General features: G+C 65.6%; 16 protein-coding genes. 10 read left to right on the top strand and 6 right to left on the bottom strand.

The window, feature by feature from the left end; all coding sequences use genetic code 11:
- Window positions 1-126 precede the first annotated feature (126 nt).
- Window positions 127-711, bottom strand: a complete 585-nt coding sequence (locus NRB20_RS33335) for a TetR/AcrR family transcriptional regulator (protein ID WP_153415393.1) — start codon at window positions 709-711, stop codon at window positions 127-129.
- A gap of 175 nt (window positions 712-886) precedes the next feature.
- On the opposite strand from NRB20_RS33335, the gene NRB20_RS33330 reads away from it, so the two are divergent.
- Window positions 887-1,957 (top strand): protein kinase family protein, encoded by a 1,071-nt coding sequence (locus NRB20_RS33330; protein WP_153415392.1) that lies wholly within the window; start codon window positions 887-889, stop codon window positions 1,955-1,957.
- 101 nt (window positions 1,958-2,058) lie between these two features.
- On the opposite strand, the gene NRB20_RS33325 is transcribed toward NRB20_RS33330, so the two are convergent.
- Together NRB20_RS33325 and NRB20_RS33320 are read right to left on the bottom strand one after the other, a co-directional pair.
- Window positions 2,059-2,613, bottom strand: coding sequence for a dihydrofolate reductase family protein (locus tag NRB20_RS33325; protein ID WP_153415391.1), 555 nt, complete (start codon window positions 2,611-2,613; stop codon window positions 2,059-2,061).
- A gap of 67 nt (window positions 2,614-2,680) precedes the next feature.
- Window positions 2,681-3,748, bottom strand: a complete 1,068-nt coding sequence (locus tag NRB20_RS33320; RefSeq protein WP_227834115.1) for a sigma-70 family RNA polymerase sigma factor — start codon at window positions 3,746-3,748, stop codon at window positions 2,681-2,683.
- Between the two features lie 128 nt (window positions 3,749-3,876).
- On the opposite strand from NRB20_RS33320, the gene NRB20_RS33315 reads away from it, so the two are divergent.
- The gene (locus NRB20_RS33315) at window positions 3,877-4,476 is read left to right on the top strand and encodes a dihydrofolate reductase family protein (RefSeq protein WP_153415390.1); all 600 of its coding nucleotides are present in this window, start codon (window positions 3,877-3,879) and stop codon (window positions 4,474-4,476) included.
- 10 nt (window positions 4,477-4,486) lie between these two features.
- Here the strand turns inward: NRB20_RS33315 and NRB20_RS33310 are convergent, their stop codons facing one another.
- Both NRB20_RS33310 and NRB20_RS33305 read right to left on the bottom strand, forming a co-directional pair.
- Entirely contained in the window at window positions 4,487-6,697 is a 2,211-nt protein-coding gene (locus tag NRB20_RS33310) for an MMPL family transporter (RefSeq protein WP_153415389.1), read from the bottom strand.
- Window positions 6,698-7,110: 413 nt separating this feature from the next.
- On the bottom strand, window positions 7,111-7,470 hold the full coding sequence (locus NRB20_RS33305; protein WP_153415388.1) for an Rv2640c family ArsR-like transcriptional regulator: 360 nt from the start codon (window positions 7,468-7,470) through the stop codon (window positions 7,111-7,113).
- A gap of 97 nt (window positions 7,471-7,567) precedes the next feature.
- Between NRB20_RS33305 and NRB20_RS33300 the strand changes: the two genes are divergently transcribed.
- From NRB20_RS33300 to NRB20_RS33285, 4 genes are all read left to right on the top strand, one after another.
- Window positions 7,568-8,143: an ArsI/CadI family heavy metal resistance metalloenzyme gene (locus tag NRB20_RS33300; RefSeq protein ID WP_194290100.1), complete on the top strand. Its 576-nt coding sequence runs from the start codon at window positions 7,568-7,570 to the stop codon at window positions 8,141-8,143.
- Window positions 8,144-8,172: 29 nt separating this feature from the next.
- Window positions 8,173-9,246 carry an ACR3 family arsenite efflux transporter gene (gene arsB, locus NRB20_RS33295; RefSeq protein WP_153415387.1) on the top strand — a complete coding sequence of 358 codons (1,074 nt, stop codon included), beginning with the start codon at window positions 8,173-8,175 and terminating at the stop codon, window positions 9,244-9,246.
- 146 nt (window positions 9,247-9,392) lie between these two features.
- Complete coding sequence (locus NRB20_RS33290; protein WP_153415386.1) at window positions 9,393-9,848, top strand: arsenate reductase ArsC; 456 nt, start codon at window positions 9,393-9,395, stop codon at window positions 9,846-9,848.
- A 176-nt stretch (window positions 9,849-10,024) separates the two neighbouring features.
- Window positions 10,025-11,218 (top strand): MFS transporter, encoded by a 1,194-nt coding sequence (locus NRB20_RS33285; protein ID WP_227834114.1) that lies wholly within the window; start codon window positions 10,025-10,027, stop codon window positions 11,216-11,218.
- 322 nt (window positions 11,219-11,540) lie between these two features.
- On the opposite strand, the gene NRB20_RS33280 is transcribed toward NRB20_RS33285, so the two are convergent.
- Window positions 11,541-12,476 (bottom strand): LysR family transcriptional regulator, encoded by a 936-nt coding sequence (locus tag NRB20_RS33280; protein WP_153415385.1) that lies wholly within the window; start codon window positions 12,474-12,476, stop codon window positions 11,541-11,543.
- Between the two features lie 135 nt (window positions 12,477-12,611).
- On the opposite strand from NRB20_RS33280, the gene NRB20_RS33275 reads away from it, so the two are divergent.
- The 4 genes from NRB20_RS33275 to NRB20_RS33260 are packed head-to-tail and all read left to right on the top strand — an operon-like array spanning window position 12,612 to window position 16,458.
- A complete protein-coding gene (locus NRB20_RS33275) occupies window positions 12,612-13,742 on the top strand; it encodes an FAD-dependent monooxygenase (protein ID WP_319945721.1) in 1,131 nt (376 codons plus the stop codon).
- A 51-nt stretch (window positions 13,743-13,793) separates the two neighbouring features.
- The gene (locus NRB20_RS33270) at window positions 13,794-14,732 is read left to right on the top strand and encodes a VOC family protein (protein ID WP_319945720.1); all 939 of its coding nucleotides are present in this window, start codon (window positions 13,794-13,796) and stop codon (window positions 14,730-14,732) included.
- On the top strand, window positions 14,732-15,712 hold the full coding sequence (locus NRB20_RS33265) for a fumarylacetoacetate hydrolase family protein (RefSeq protein ID WP_153415384.1): 981 nt from the start codon (window positions 14,732-14,734) through the stop codon (window positions 15,710-15,712). Before NRB20_RS33270 ends, NRB20_RS33265 begins: the two co-directional genes overlap by 1 nt.
- Complete coding sequence (locus NRB20_RS33260) at window positions 15,709-16,458, top strand: SDR family NAD(P)-dependent oxidoreductase (protein WP_153415383.1); 750 nt, start codon at window positions 15,709-15,711, stop codon at window positions 16,456-16,458. Before NRB20_RS33265 ends, NRB20_RS33260 begins: the two co-directional genes overlap by 4 nt.

Here is a 16,458-nt window from a genome sequence, read left to right as displayed (position 1 = left end):
TTCACTTCGGAGATGCTCCTTCGAACTCGCTGATAATGACCGTCGCAAGTCACATCATCGCAGCTCGCAGGGCATCTCCATTCACACTCTCACCGACCACTCAGAATCGGGTCGGTGGATCCGGGCTCAGTCGATTGCCACCCCGTCGAGGAGGGCGGTGAGTAGTCCATCGAATCTGTCTTCGGGACGGTGGGACTGGGTCAAAGTTTGCAGAAGCAGGCTGCCGATCAGTGCGTTCGCGATCGCGCCGAGGTCAGCATCGGCTCGGATTTCACCGCGTACGGCGGCGTGGTGCAGTCGGGTGAACAATCCGTTGTACTGCGGAGCGTTGAGTTGTTCGTAGAGTGCCTCGCTGTCGGGGTGGCTCGCCGCGGCTGCGGCTATGACGGCTCGTATCAGGGTCGAATTGGGCGGTTCGGCGACGAATTCGGCGTGCTCGCCGAGCCATGTGCGTAGGTCCGCGCGTATGTCGCCGGTGTCGGCGACGGGAAACGACCCTGCCCGTCCGTAGGCGTCCAGCACCGCCTCGGCGACGAGGGGTGCCTTCGAGGGCCAGCGCCGGTAGACGGTCTTCTTCCCGACTTCGGCCCGTGTGGCGACGTTTTCCATCGTGAGTTCCGCGTAGCCGCGCAGGGCGAGCAGTTCCCGGGTGGCTTCGAGAATGCGCTGATGGAGTCGTGTATCGCGAGGTCGGCCACGTGGTTCGGGCATCTCATGAGCCTATGTGCTCGTGGTCGGCGGTCGCTCACCGCGTCCGCGCGGCGGCTCGGAACTTCGAGCCCGTTTGTGCGATTCCACCCGCCGCAATCCGGGGTCGGGCTATCTTGCTGGAGCAAGATATACGACACAGTGTGTGTCATAATACTCCCGCGTGAAGGGATCGGTAATGAAGCGCTCGGAACTGACCGTGCCGAAGGACTGGGGAGACGTCACCCCGCAATGGATGACTGCCGCGATCAGCGGCCGTCATCCCGGCGCGGAGGTCGAGAAGGTGACGCTGCGACTGCGTGACGACGGAACCAACCGCCGTGCTCGTCTGGCCTTGAGTTATGCGCGAGGTAGCGGTCCGGCGACAGTATTCGTGAAGGCGGCCGATCCTGCCCATGTCGCGTTGCACAAGCTCACCAGCGGACTGTTTCACGAGCCGCGATTGTTCGGCAGCGAAGTGTCACTGCCGGTCGATTGTCCGGCTGTCTACGCGGCGCCGATTGATGTCTCCGCCGATAATTTCTGTCTGGTGATGGAGGACTTGGCCGCTCGGGGAGCCGACATGCGTGATGCCACCCGGCCGATGACCGTCGAACAGGCCAAGGCGGGTGTGCGCGGGCTGGGCCGGCTGCATGGTCGATTCTGGGGCGAACGGGTGCTACGGGAGCCGGGGCTCGACTGGCTCGAACCCTTTCAGCCGTGGGGAGCCATGGACGCGGCGCCGATCGAGCGTGTCTTCGACCGGCTCGGTCCCGATGCGCCACCGACGGTCACCGCACTGACCGCCGAGACATTGGTCGCCGACATCTGGAACCCCTATATTCGGACGCTGACCACATCGTCACAGACGTTGCTGCACGGTGATCCGCATATCGGCAATACCTACGTACTGCCCGGCGACGAGGTCGGCTTCCTCGACTGGCAGGTCGTGCGTCGCGGCAATTGGTCACTCGATGTGGGCTACTTCCTCCAGGGCGCGCTCACCATTCGGGATCGCCGTCTCCACGAGCATGCGTTGCTCGCCGAGTATCGCGATGCGCTGTCTCTGCCGGCGGACGAACTACCCGATATGGATGAGATCTGGCTGCGATACCGCGCGTCGGTGGCACACGGATTGACCCTGTGGCTGTGTACGGCCAGCGCCGGAGAATTGTGGCAGCGTCCCGACATCGCCCTCGCGCTTGCGCAGCGATACTCGGCCGCTTACGGCGATCTCGACACACCGGACGCGCTGGAGCGGATCGCCTGACCGTCCGGTTCCGGTCTGCGTTGTGATCGGAGTCGCGGGTGCACGTCGGTCGGTAGTGTTGGCGCGGAACGGATCTCGTTACCTGTTGGGGGAGTAGTGGACTACGCGGTCGTCTCGTAGGTCAGTTTCACGACATTCGAGAAGGTCTTGACTGCCGTGAGCGTCAGTTCGGTGGCTTGACCTTCTCGGAAGTACCGCTTGCCGCTGCCCATCAACAGGGGATAGATGGTGAGGTCTATGACGTCTGTCAGTCCCTCTCGCAGCAGGGTCTCTCCGAAACGGCCGTGGCCCAGGACCAGCAGGTTTCCGCCTGCTTGCTGCTTGAGCCGGGTCACTTCGGAGACGACATCGCCTCGAACGATGGTCGGATTTCCCCAGTCGGCTGTTTCCAGGGTGGAGCTGAACACGTATTTCGGGATCGTGGTGAGTCGGTCGGCCCACATCGGCTTGTGGGTTGCGTTGCCGTAGAGTTCGGCGAACGCCTCATAGGTGTTGCGGCCGAACAGGATTGCGTCGCATGCGGTGAGCAGGCCGAGGCCGTCGCGCAGGTATGCCTCGTTCTGGTATTTGCCGACGCCCATGCCTACCGGGTCTTCGTACACCCCGTCCGCCGATACCAGGACGTACTCGATCACCTTCCGCGCGAATATTGCCATTGTCGACTCCTTCGATCTTCTCCGAATGGCTTCGGTGCACGACGCGGCACACCGTCAACTGCTGAGATCACGCCCGCCGGTCGGAATCGGGCGCTGCGTGTCCAGGCAATGTCTGGGGCAATCCGAAACTGGGCAGCACGGTGCCCTCGAAGCGGGTCATGGCGCTGATTCGGTCGCCGGTGAGCGTGAGGACGAACAGGCCGGCTCCGTCCGGACCGATCGCGGGGCGCCGGTAGACCCCGAATGCGGGCTGCCCGTTGGCGCGCGTCGGCACCAGGTCGTATCCGTCGGCCGAGCCGAAAATGAGTGCGAAGAATCGGGTCACGATGTCCCGGCCCCGGTATTCCAGCGGCAACGGCGGCATCGACATGAAGACGTCGTCGGTGAACAGGGCCACCAGCGCGTCGATATCGGCGGATTCGTAAGCGCTGACGAACTTCGCCACGATCGCGTCCTCGGCGGGTGAGTCGCCCGCGGGCGGTCGCTCTCGGGCCGTGAGCGGTCCGCGCTGCATTCCCGCTCGCGCGCGTTTGAGGGCACTCTTGACCGATTCGACTGTCGTGTCCAGCATTTCGGCCACTTCGTCGGCGTGGAATCCGAGGACGTCGCGCAGGACGAGGACCGCGAGCTGACGCGGCGGCAGGATCTGCAGGGCGGTCACGAAGGCCAGAGATATGGATTCTGTCTGCTCGTAGCGCGCCTCCGGACCGAGCGGCACCGTCATCGCGCCTTCCAGAAGCTCATCGGGATAGGGCTCGAGCCAATGGATTTCGCCGAAACCGGTGGGTTCGGGTGGTTCGATTCCCGGGACGTCCCACTGCCGGGCGGGACGTCGCCGGGCAGCGCGCAGCACGTCGAGACACCGATTGGTGGCGATGCGATACAGCCAGGTCCGCACCGCGGCACGCCGGTCGAATCGTTCGAGACCTCGCCACGCGGCGAGCATCGTGTCCTGGAGCGCGTCCTCGGCATCCTGGAACGAACCGAGCATCCGGTAGCAGTGCACCTGTAGCTCGCGGCGGTGCGGCTCGGTCAGCGCTCGAAATGCCTCGCCGTCACCGGCCTGCGCCCGCGACATGAGGTCCGTTCCGGTCGGCTCCACGCCCGACACCTCGCTTCCTGTGTGCAGTTCCATGCTGTATGGACGTCGACGGAGCCGCGAAAGGGGCGGTCGCGCAGCGTGCTCTTCCGCTGCGCCCCCTTTTCCGGCGGGGCGGCGTCAGTATCCGTGAACGCTGACACCATTGTCGAAGGAGCACGGAAATGGGAAAGATCGTCCTCACCTCGAATATGACACTCGACGGAGTGGTCCAGGACCCGGACGGCGCGGAGGGTTTCGCGCGGGGCGGCTGGTTCCACCGGTTCGTCGGGGCCGGAGACCTCCAGGACTGGACCGTCCGCGAGACGCGGGAAGCCCTCGAGGCCGAGGCGCTGCTGCTGGGCGGGCGCAGCAATGAGTGGTTCGCGGACCGGATGACAGAACGGAATCTGGCGGAGGGTCGCGTGAGCCCCGAGTGGGCGAACCGGGTCCGAAGTATGCCCAAGTACGTCGTGTCCTCGACCCTCGAGGAGCCTCGGTGGAGCAACGTCACGGTCCTGCGCGGCGACGCGATGAAGGAGGTTTCGGAGCTGAAGCGGAAGGTGGACGGGCAGATCCTGATCTACGCGAGCTATCAGCTCGCGCGCACATTGATGGAACACGATCTGCTCGATGAACTGCGGCTGGTGGTTTTCCCGGTCGTCGCGGGATCGGGCCTTCGTCTGTTCGACGAGACCGGCGAGACGAAGCCGCTGCACTTGGTCGAGACGCGAAAGATGGGCGAGGGCTTGGTGTTCCACAACTACGAGGTCGTGCGAGGCTGACGGTTTTCGACTACGGCACAACCGCTTCCGACTCCTCGGCCCGCGCGCCCTCGGCCGCCAACCGCCGCTCCAACTTCTCACCCTCGATGTCCGGATCCGGCACATATTTCGCGAACCACTGTGGGTGATACCAGAATTGGCGATCCGCGATCGCCATGACAGCGGGCACGAGAGTCAGCCGGACGACGAACGCGTCGAGCAGCACACCCACCGCGAAGCCGAAGCCGATCGCCTTGATCGTCGGATCCTTGTTGATCATGAACGCGACGAAGATGGCGAACATGATCAGGGCGGCGGCGGTGACCACGCGGGCGGAGTAGCCGGTGCCACGCTCCACGGCCAGGCGCGCGTCGCAGTTCCTGGTGAAGTCCTCCTTGATCCGGGAGACGACGAAAACCTCGTAGTCACTGGACAATCCGAAGATGATGCCGAGCATGATGATCGGCAGAAAGCTGATGATCTCACTCGGCGCGATACCGAAAATGTGCTCACCCCAACCCCATTGGAACAACGCCACCTCCGCGCCGAACGCCGCGCCCACCGACAGCAGGAAGCCGATGATCGATTTGATCGGCACCCAGATGGTGCGGAAGGCGAAGGTCAGCAGGATGAACGCGAGTCCGACGACCACGGCCAGGAAGATCGGCAGCGCCCCGGACAGTTTGGCCGAGACGTCGATATTGGACGCGGTGGTTCCGCCGACGAGAATCCTTGTGCCGGTCGAACCTTCGATGCCGGCGCGCTGGTCGCGGATCGCGTGCACGAGATCCGCGGTCTTCGGATCGTTCGGCCCGGATTTCGGCACCACCTGAATCGTGTGCAGCGAGCCCGCCGCGGCTCCGGCGACGACGCCCGCGACATCGGGAAGTTTGCTCAGGGCCTGAGTGATCGGCGTGAGCTGGGCGGTATCGGTGACGTTGTCGACCACGACCAGCAGCGGCCCGTTGTATCCGGGCCCGAAGTTCTCCGCGACGATGTCGTAGGCGCGGCGCTGGGTGTCGGAGGTCGGTTTGGACGAGCCGCTGGGCAGACCCAGATTCATCTGCGTCGCCGGCGCCGCGATCACCGCGAGCAGCGCGATCCCCAGGATCAGCACCGGAATCCGCCAGCGCACCACGAATCGCGCCCAGATCGCGCCCGCGGTGCGTTCGGGTTGTTCGACGGCCTGCCGGGCGATCGCCTCGGGACGTCCCGGGCGCAGCGGTGATTGCAGGAATTTCGCCACCGTCATCCCCGCGAATCCGAGCAGCGCGGGCAGCAGCGTCAGCGAGACGAGCAGGGCGATCAGCACCGCGGCCGCCGCCGCCAACCCCATCACCGTGAGGAACGGAATCCCCGCGACCGCCAGGCCGCACAGCGCGACGATCACGGTGATTCCGGCGAACACCACCGAACTGCCCGCCGTGCCGACCGCCAGCGGAATCGAATCCTCGACACTCATCCCGGCCATGAGATTGTTGCGATGCCGCGACAGAATGAACAGCGCATAGTCGATCCCGCACGACAACCCGAGCATGATCGCCACCGTCGTCGAGGCCGAGGCGATGCTGACGACCGAGGCCAGCGCGGTGACACCCATCAGCGTGACCACGATCCCGACGATCGCGTTCAGGATCGGCAGCCCCGCGGCCACGAACGCGCCGAATGTGATCAGCAGAATCACGAAAGCGATGATCATACCGACGATTTCGGGTGTTTCGGACACCGAGATGAGCCACCCGGGATACGCGGTACCGGAGTACTCCACCTGCACGCCGGAGTTCTGCGCCGGTTCGACCGCCGCCCGCACCGCGTCGAACGTCGAATCCGGCACATCCACCGGCGTCTGCGAATACTGCACCGTCGCGATGGCCGCCTGCCCGCTCGGCGAAATCGTCTTGGTCTGAAACGGATCCCCCACCGCGACAACCCCCGCAATCGCCTTCAACTTCGTGACCATCGTCCCGATCGAAGCCACATTCCCGGCATCGGTGACCTTCGCATTACCGTGCGTGGCCAACACGATCTGCGTCTGCCCACCGGCCGCCGCGGGCATCTGCCGCGTCAACAGCGTCGCCACATCCTCCGACTCGGTCCCCGGAATCGTGAAGTTGTCGTTCGTCTTCCCGCCACTGGCCGTCCCCAACACAACCATCACCACCGCCAGCAACAACCAGGCAGCCAACACCACCCTGCGATGCCCGGAGGACCATTTCGCCAAACGATACAAATAAGACGACATCCAGCGACCTTTCACGTGACAACGATCAGTCGAACCAGTGGTCTACTTCGCTCATACGTGTGCGGTGCAGGTATCGATCGCGCAGCCCGCAATCATGCAGCATACCGGCGAGTGTGGGCTGTTCGACGCATGCCTCGGTCGCTGGTGTGCCCGGCTGGACCGCGTCTGGGTGCTCAGCCGTTCATGCTGTGCTGCAACGTATTTCGTGACAGCCGTGCGTCGTGGGGCGCTCGTGTTTTCGACTGCACCGCTTTGCTCGCGGTCTGCGGAAAGGTGACCCCACCGCGCTCGGGCGGACAACTCGCACCCTGCTTCCGCGGCCCTGAATCCCGTCGGGTCGATCATCTCGAGAGTTGTCTACTCGGTCGCCCGCGCCGCATCCGACGCCGGAAATCGGTGCGCCGGGCGGCATTTCAGCAACGGCAGTTGGGGTCGAGTACGACGCACAGGGCGGAGAGGGCGTCGCGTTTGGCGTGGTGGACGACGTTCATTCCGGTGCGTTCGGAGTTGATGAGTCCGGCTTTGCGGAGTTGGGTCAGGTGGTGGCTGACGGTGGATTCGGAGAGTCCGACCGTTGCGGCCAGGTTGCCGCCGTTCTCGCCGGTTTCGAGGTTGGCCAGCAGTAGGGACAGGAGTTTCACTCGGACGGGGTCGGCGAGGGCTTTCAGGCGTAGGGCGACTTCGAGGGCGGCGGCGTCGTCGATCGGGCCCGCGGCTACCGGGGTGCAGCACACCGGTGTGGACATGTCGATCACGGGCAGGGCCTTGGGCATGGTCCTCATGCTACCCAGTGGATTGACATATGTCGAAAAGGTGGGAAACTCGGTCTCGTTCACCTTTTCGGCATATGTCTCACCATGGAGGTTTGTGATGTCTCGTGTCCAGCTTGCGCTCAATGTCGATGACCTCAAGCAGGCGATCGCGTTCTACTCGACGTTGTTCAATGTCGCTCCGGCCAAACGTAAGCCGGGTTACGCCAACTTCGCCATCGCCGAGCCGCCGTTGAAGTTGGTACTGCTCGAGAACGCCGGTCGAGGCGGCACGCTCAATCACCTCGGGGTCGAGGTCGAGACCTCGGAGCAGGTTCACGGTGAGATCGCCCGTCTGTCGGCGGCGGGATTGTTCACCGAGGAGCAGATCGCGACCACGTGTTGCTTTGCCACCCAGGACAAGGTGTGGGTCACCGGGGCCGACGCCGAGAAATGGGAGGTGTACACCGTGCTGGCCGATAGCGAAAACTTCGGTGTGGCACCGGAATTCGCTACCGGCGATGCCGACGCTGTACGAGCTTGCTGCGGCACCGACGCGGCTGAGTCGGGTCCAGATCACCTGTCTCGTAAGCAGATTCGCGTCGACGCGGTCGTCCCCACTCGGTCTGCCGAAAATGCCTGCTGCGGAACCGATGTCAAGGGCGAGTCGGCCACCTCGGGCGTGAGTTGCTGCTGACCGACTCTACCTGCTCTCGAGGTGACCGCATGACCACCGAACACGCCACACACCCCGCCGTCGTCGGGAAACTCTCCACTCTGGACCGGTTTCTACCGGTCTGGATCGCCGTGGCCATGGCCGCCGGACTCCTGCTCGGCCGCGGCATCCCCGGCCTCGGTGATGCCTTGTCGGCGGTGCAGGTCGACGGAATCTCCCTGCCCATCGCGATCGGCCTGCTGATCATGATGTATCCGGTGCTTGCCAAGGTCCGGTACGACCGCTTGGACTCGGTCACCAGGGACCGTCGCCTGCTGGTCGGCTCGCTGGTGTTGAACTGGCTGGTCGGGCCCGCGCTGATGTTCGCGCTGGCGTGGCTGCTGCTGCCGGACCTGCCCGAATATCGAACCGGTCTGATCATCGTCGGCTTGGCCAGATGTATTGCGATGGTGATCATTTGGAACGATCTGGCCTGTGGCGACCGGGAGGCCGCCGCCGTGCTCGTCGCGTTGAATTCGATCTTCCAGGTCGTCATGTTCGCGGTGCTGGGCTGGTTCTACCTCTCGGTCCTGCCCGGCTGGCTCGGCCTGGCGCAGACCACCATCCACACCTCGCCGTGGCAGATCGCGAAATCGGTACTGATCTTCCTGGGGATCCCGCTGGTCGCGGGATTCCTGACCCGCCGGTTCGGCGAACGCGCCAAGGGCCGCGACTGGTACGAACACACCCTGCTCCCGCGTATCGGCCCGTGGGCACTGTACGGCCTGCTGTTCACGATCGTGATCCTGTTCGCGCTGCAAGGCCGCCAGATCATTTCTCGCCCAATGGATGTCGTGCGCATCGCGGTCCCGCTGCTGGCGTACTTCGCGATCATGTGGGGCGGCGGCTACCTCTACGGACGCATCATCGGCCTCGGCTACGAGCGCACCACCACCCTCGCGTTCACCGCCGCGGGCAACAACTTCGAACTCGCCATCGCCGTCGCGATCGCCACCTACGGTGCCACCTCCCGCCAGGCTCTCGCCGGAGTCGTCGGCCCCCTCATCGAGGTCCCCGTCCTCGTCGGCCTCGTCTACGTGTCCCTCGCGCTGCGAAACCGGTTTTCCCGCAACATCATCCAGTGAAGACCGACTCGGCCCGAGTATCTGTCACGGCCGACGACCAGCCCGGTGAGCTGATGTGCTCGATCGTCCACAACATCGAACCCGCGTCGAAGCGTTGCCCGCTGAACTCACGACCCCGGTAACCGAGTGAAAGGCCCACGCACCCAATGTCTTCCGTGCCCAGTGTGCTGTTCGTGTGCGTCCACAACGCCGGACGCTCCCAGATGGCCGCCGCGTTCCTGACTCACCTCGCCGCTGGCCGGGTCGAAGTCCGCTCCGCAGGTTCCGAACCCGCCGACCAGGTCAACCCCACCGCCGTCGCGGCCATGGCCGAAATCGGTATCGACATCTCCACCGAAATCCCCAAGGTTCTGACCGCCGACGCGGTCGAATCCTCCGACGTGGTGATCACCATGGGCTGCGGCGACACCTGCCCGTTCTTCCCCGGAAAGCGTTACCTGGACTGGGAACTCGACGACCCCGCCGGACAAGGCATCGAGGCCGTCCGACCCATCCGCGACGAGATCGAACACTGCGTTCGGACTCTGCTCGAGGACATGGGCATACCGTTCGCGAGTGGGTCGAGCGATTCGAGACGACCCGTCCGCAAGTCTCGCCCGTGACAACCGTTCACAAGTCTCGACGGAAGTCGGACCACAGCGGCGGAGTGACAAGGCAGGCGTCGGGCGCGAAATCAAGGCTCCTGGCGCGTTGGGCAGACTGTGGGGATGACGGACGGGTTGAAGTGGCTGTTGCTGATGTATCGAGAACCTCCTCGGCTGTGCGAGTGGGTGCTGAGATGAGGCCGAATCGGTTGTCCCCGTTGCGGTTCGTGATGGCGTTCGGTGTGGTGAGCATGCTGGCCGACTTCGTCTACGAAGGCGCGCGCGCGATCACCGGCCCTTACTTGGCGACTCTGGGCGCATCGGCGGCGGTGGTCGGGTTCGTCACGGGTGCGGGGGAGGCGGTCGCGTTGATGTTGCGGCTGGTCACCGGGCCGTTGTCCGACCGCACCGGGCGGCAGTGGACGCTGTCGATCACCGGGTACGCGCTCACGGTGGTGTCGGTGCCGTTGATGGCGCTGACCACCTGGTTGTGGCCTGCCGCGGGCCTGGTGATCACCGAACGATTCGGCAAGGCGGTACGAACACCCGCGCGGGACACCATGCTCGCGCAGGCCAGCAGCAGTGGGCTGGGGCGGGGCAGGACGTTCGCGATCCACGAGGCCCTCGATCAGTCCGGTGCGCTGCTGGGACCGTTGCTGGTCGCGGCCATGATCGCGATCTCCGGATTCCGCGCCGGATTCGCCGTCCTGGTGATTCCGGGTGCGCTGGCGCTGCTCACCCTGGCTTGGCTGCGGCGCGCGGTGCCGCACCCCGCTGCCTACGAAACCGTGCACGCGCCCACCGGCAGCGGCTCGGGATCCGATGACCGACTGCCGGGCCGGTTCTGGCTGTACGCGGCGTTCACCGCGGTCTCGATGGCCGGGTTCGCCACGTTCGGGGTGATCTCGTTCCACATGCAGGCCCGCCATGTCCTGTCCGACGGACTGATCCCGGTCACCTACGCCGCCGCCATGGGCGCCGCGGCACTGGCCGCACTCGGCTCCGGACATCTCTACGACCGAATCGGATTGCGCGGCTTGGTGATTGCGCTACCACTCTCGGCGGTGGTGCCCCTGCTCTCGTTCGCCACCACCCCCGCGCTGGTATGGGCGGGCGCGGTCGTCTGGGGCATGGCGATGGGTATCCACGAATCCACCCTGCGCGCCGCCATCGCCGACCTGGTCCCCGCACATCGGCGCGGCACCGGATACGGCGTGTTCACCGCCGTCTACGGCCTGGCATGGCTGGCCGGTTCCACCCTGATCGGCATCCTGTACAGCCACTCGATCACCAGCGTCGTCGTCTTCACCGTGATCACCCAGGTACTCGCACTGGCGCTGTTCGTACCCCTGACACTCACCCGCCCCACCCGGCCCGCCGCCGAATAGCCGATCTCGATGCGAAAAGCGAAGCGCCGCAGCTCGAGCTCCCACTTGGCGACGGTGGGCGACGATGAGGTCATCGGGTCAATCCCCCTTATCGGCGCGCGCTCCGATTGGGCTGTGGCCGACGAACTTTCGCCGCGGGACAGTCTGGGCCCGCATCCAGCTACGAGCAGGTGGTGACCATGTGGCTTGATTCGAGATCGGATGCACGACGGCAGGTGCGGCACGCGGGGAGTCCCGTGGCATGGTCGCCCGGCCGGACCGTCGCGATCGATGCGGGGGTATCGGGGTGGTGATTCGTGAAGCGCGATGGTTCGGAGGTCGCTCATCGCAACGCGGTGGCTGCTGGATCCGGTTGCGATTGGGTGCGTAGGAGGTGTCTGAGCCATTGGTGGGCTGGGTCGGGGCGGTGGGTGGGGTGCCACCAGAAGGCTTCTACCAGGGGGACCACGTCCCAGGGGCAGGGGAGGATTCGGACGTCGGCGGGGGTGGCGAGGCGGGTGGCTATGCGGCGTTGCAGGAGGGCTACTCGGTGGGTTCCGGTGATCATGAACGGGACGGTGAGGAAGCTTTCGACTACGACTCGGATGTCGGGTTCTATGCCTATGAGGCGTAGCTGGCGGACGGCGGGGGTGAAGGCGGTGGGGGCGTGATGGGTTACCACCCAAGGCATTTCGGATAGTTGGGCCAGGGTTGTGGTGTCGCCGATCTCGGTGTTGTCGCGGGAGACTATGAGGACCCAATCGTCGGTGAAGACGTCGATGGAGGGGATGTCGGACAGGAAGCCGTGGGGGAGGAACATGCCGTCGACGGTGCGTAGCGATTCGGGGGCCTGGTCCACGTGGGCGGCGACTTGTTGTTGGAGGCGTAGGCGGACTCCCGGTGCCTGTTCCTCGATCGTGTTGACGAGTTCGTCGGCTGCCACCATCGCGGCGTAATCCGAGACCAGGAAAGTGAATTCGCGGGTTGCGGTCGCGGGCTCGAAGGTGGGGATGGCGTCGAAGACGCGTGCGACGCCCGCGAGTGCGGTGGTGGTGGGTTCTCGTAGCAGTTCGCCCAGTGGGGTGAGTTCGTAGCGGTTGCCGGTGCGGTGCAGGAGTTCGTCGTGGAAGTGCCGGCGCAGGCGTCGGAGTGCGGCCGAGACGGCGGGTTGGCTCAGGCCCAGTTGTTCGGCGGCGCGGGTGACGTTGCGTTCGCGCAGTAGGGCGTCGAGCGCGGTCAGGAGGTTGAGATCCAGGTTGCGGAGCGGTCCGGACGTCATGTGCCAACCATAAACGACATGGATGGTAGGCATCAGTAATCGGCGGTTCCCTGATGATGAGCCGGATTGCACAGTGGTACCAGTCACACCGTCCAATATTTGCGCGGTGGATCACGAAAGCCACTGGAGTCTGTTGTGTCTGCTGTCCAGAACGTCCTGGTGATCGGTGCCGGAGCTGCCGGTACCGCCACCGCCATCCTGCTCGCCGAGGCCGGTGTGCGGGTCGACGTCGTCGAGGCCAAGCCCGATGTCGTCGCACTCGGGTCCGGTATCACGTTGCAGGGCAACGCATTACGTGTGCTTCGTCGGCTCGGTGTCTGGGATCGGGTGAACGCGCACGGATACGCCTACGACACGCTCGGCCTGCGCGCGCCGGACGCCGAGGGCACGCTGCTGGTCGAACTCACCGAGCTGCGCACCGGCGGGGAGGATCTGCCCGCCACCTTGGGAATGCCGCGGCCCGAGCTGGCTCGAATCCTCGTCGAGCGGGCCGCGGCGGCGGGTGCGGGAGTCCGCTTCGGGACCGTGCCGGTTGCTCTGGAACAGGAAGAACACGGCGTTGGCGTCGAATTCTCCGACGGTACGACCGGCCGCTACGACCTGGTCGTGGGTGCCGACGGTATCCATTCCTGGACGCGCCGCGCGATCGGCATCGAGGTGGAGCCTCGCCCGACCGGCATGGGCATCTGGCGGCTGTTCGCCGATCGGCCGAACTCGATCACCCGCACCGATCTGTTCTACGGCGGTCCGTGCTATATCGCGGGCTACTGCCCGACGGGTGCGGACACCCTGTACGCGTACCTGGTCGAGGGCGGTCACGATCGCTCGGAAATGACTCCGGCGCAACAGCTTTCGACTATGCGTGAGTTGGCCGCCGATTATCACGGACCATGGGACGAGGTCCGGGAATCGATGACCGATCCGGAGCGGATCAATTACACGAAGTTCGAAACCCATGTGATCGACGGTCGCTGGGATCGCGGCCGAGTCGTGGTGATCGGGGATGCCGCCCACAGCTGCCCGCCGACGTTGGCGCAGGGGTGCGCGCAGGCCCTCGAGGACGCGACCGTATTGGCCGAATTGCTACTCGCGCACCGGGAATTGTCGGACGCGCTCTGGGACGAGTTCACCGGCCGACGCCTGCCGCGGGTGACGGATGTGGTCGAGTCGTCGGTCCGGCTGGGCCGGTGGCTGCTGGACGGGGAGCAGGGCGACATCTCCGGGCTCATGACCCGCATCGCGCACGTTCTCGCCGAACCGGCATGAGTCGAAAAAGACTGTGCGGCAAGCAAATCACCTGGAGAGAAAGGCAGCGTAGTGAATGAACGCCTGATAACCCACCTGCGCCACGTCGACCTGGCCGTCCCGGACTACGACAAGCAGTTGGAGTTCTATACGACCATGTGGGGCCTGGAACCCGAGACCAGCGAGGACGGTATCGCCTTCCTGGCCGCCGCCGGTTCGCCGGAGCAGTATTCGGTCCGGCTGCGCAGAGCGCAGGAGAAGCGGCTGGACCTGATCGCATTCGGGGCCGCGACACCCGACGATGTCGACGCGCTCGCCGAACGACTGCTCGCCGACAGCGTTCAGCTGGTGACCCGGCCCGATCGGCTGCAAACCCCCGGCGGCGGTTACGGATTCCGCTTCTTCGACAACGACGGCCGCACCGTCGAGGTCTCCACCGGGGTCGCCGCGCGCCGCCACCGTAGGGTCGAGGAGGGCGAATCGGTTCCGGTCAAACTGTCCCATGTCGTACTGAATTCGCCGAATCCCGAAGCGACAGTGGACTTCTACCGCAAACACCTGTCCTTCGCCCTGTCGGACACCCTCAGGCATCCGGCGATGGGGGAGATGATGTGGTTCCTGCGGACCAACCGGATCCACCACAGCATCGCCATCGCGCGCGGCCCGCACGTGGCGCTGCACCACGCCTCGTTCGAGATGCGCGGCATCGACGAGTACATGCGCGGCACCGGGCGGTTGCTGCGTGGCGGCGTCGAAAAGGTTTGGGGCCCAGGACGTCACATGGCGGGCAACAACACCTTCAGCTACTTCCTGGACCCGCACGGCAACACCGTCGAGTACACCACCGAACTGGAGTGTCTGGACGAGGACAGCTGGCATCCGCACATCTACGACTTCTCCGACCCGACCGTCACCGATCAGTGGGGGACCGCGAATCCGATGGAGGAATTCGTGGCGAGGAAGTCGTTCAACGACCCCGACCGCGGCTGCTTCGTCGCACCTCCGGTCTGATGCGGCTCGCGACATTCACCGCCGGCGCCGCGGAGGCCCGGGTCGGCGTCGTCGAGGGTGAACAGATCTATGCGTTTCCGGCGGGAATGACGATGCGTGATGTCATCGCCGCCGGGCTCGCCGAAGCGCACCGGCTGGGTGAGCGGGCACGGGCCGAAGGTGACGGGTTCGCGCTGGCGGAAGTACGGCTGCTCGCCCCGCTACAGCCGACATCGGTGCGCGATTGCGTGGCCTTCGAGGAACACGTCGAGGGCGTGCGGCGCAGCGTCGACGGCCGGGCCGGTGTGCCCGAGGCGTGGTACGACGCACCGACGTTCTACTTCACCAACCCGCACGCCATCCTCGGCCCGGACGAGACGGCGCGGTTTCCTGCCGCCTGTGCAATGCGCGATTTCGAACTCGAGGTTGCCGTCGTGGTGGGCCGAGCGGGTTGCTCTATGACCGAATCCGACGCTCGCACAGCGATTTTCGGCTACACCATCATGAACGACTGGTCCGCGCGGGACCTCCAGGGTCGCGAGATGCAGGTGTCCCTCGGCCCCGCCAAGGGGAAGGACTTCGCCACCAGCCTGGGTCCCTGGATAGTCACCGCCGACGAACTCGAGGCCCATCGCGACGACGGCGGCTTCCTGACGTTGACCTGCACGGCCGCCGTCAACGGGGTCGAGGTCGGGCGCGATGTGCTGTCCAATGCCGGATGGACGTTCGAGTCGATGATCGCCTACGCCTCGCGCGACAGCCGGGTGGAACCCGGCGATGTGATCGGCTCGGGAACCCTGGGCAACGGCGGATGCCTCGCCGAACTCTGGGGCCGACGCGGCGAACAGGACCCGCCACCGCTGCGCGAGGGCGACGAAGTGACGCTCGACGTCGAGGGAATCGGAACGCTGCGCGGCCGTGTCGGCGTGGCCGAACCCGCACCGCCGCTGACACCGGTGCGCCGCCGCCGCTACGCGGACTTCCGGGGAGAGCCGGTATGACGACACTGACCGGACGAACCGTCGTCGTCACCGGTGCCGCCTCGGGAATCGGCGCGGCTGTCGCGGCGGCGGTGCGGCAGGCCGGTGGCGAGGTCATCGGATTGGATCGCAACGAGGGTCCCGGCATCCGGCGTCACGACGTCCGCGACCCGCTGGCGTGGTCGAAACTGGCCGCCGACCTGGCCGACGTTCCCGTCCACGGCCTGGTCAACTGCGCGGGCGTGACCTGGCGGGCGCGCCTCGGCGACGTCACCGCCCAGGCGCTCGCCGACACCCACGCGGTGAATGTGGGCGGCCCACTCCAGGCGATCCAGACGCTGGTTCCGTCGATGCCCGCCGGCGGTTCGATCGTCACCATCGGTTCGCTCGCCGCATTGCAGGGCCACTACCCGTTGGCATACACGACGAGCAAATGGGCATTACGCGGGCTGACTCGAACGGCCGCAATGGAATTGGGCGAACGCGGCATTCGCGTCAATACCGTGCATCCGGGCTTCATCGAGACCTCGATGACGGCATCGGCACCCGCCGAATTCCGGGCGGCGTCGATCGCGGCCGCACCGCTCGGCCGGGCCGGAACGCCCGCGGAGGTCGCCTCGGTCGTGGTGTTCCTGCTCGGTGACGCGGCGTCCTACCTCACCGGCGCCGACATACCCGTCGACGGCGGGGCGTCCGCGCACGCGGGCGCGAAACCGGTATCCGATGCGCTGCGCCCGCTGTATCAACCTCCGGCACAGGACAATTGA

This window comes from Nocardia macrotermitis (assembly GCF_009604405.1).
In the GTDB taxonomy this organism is placed as follows: domain Bacteria; phylum Actinomycetota; class Actinomycetes; order Mycobacteriales; family Mycobacteriaceae; genus Nocardia; species Nocardia macrotermitis.
The sequence above is the reverse complement of the archived record's forward strand: the minus strand, read 5'-3'. Positions and strand labels throughout refer to the sequence as shown.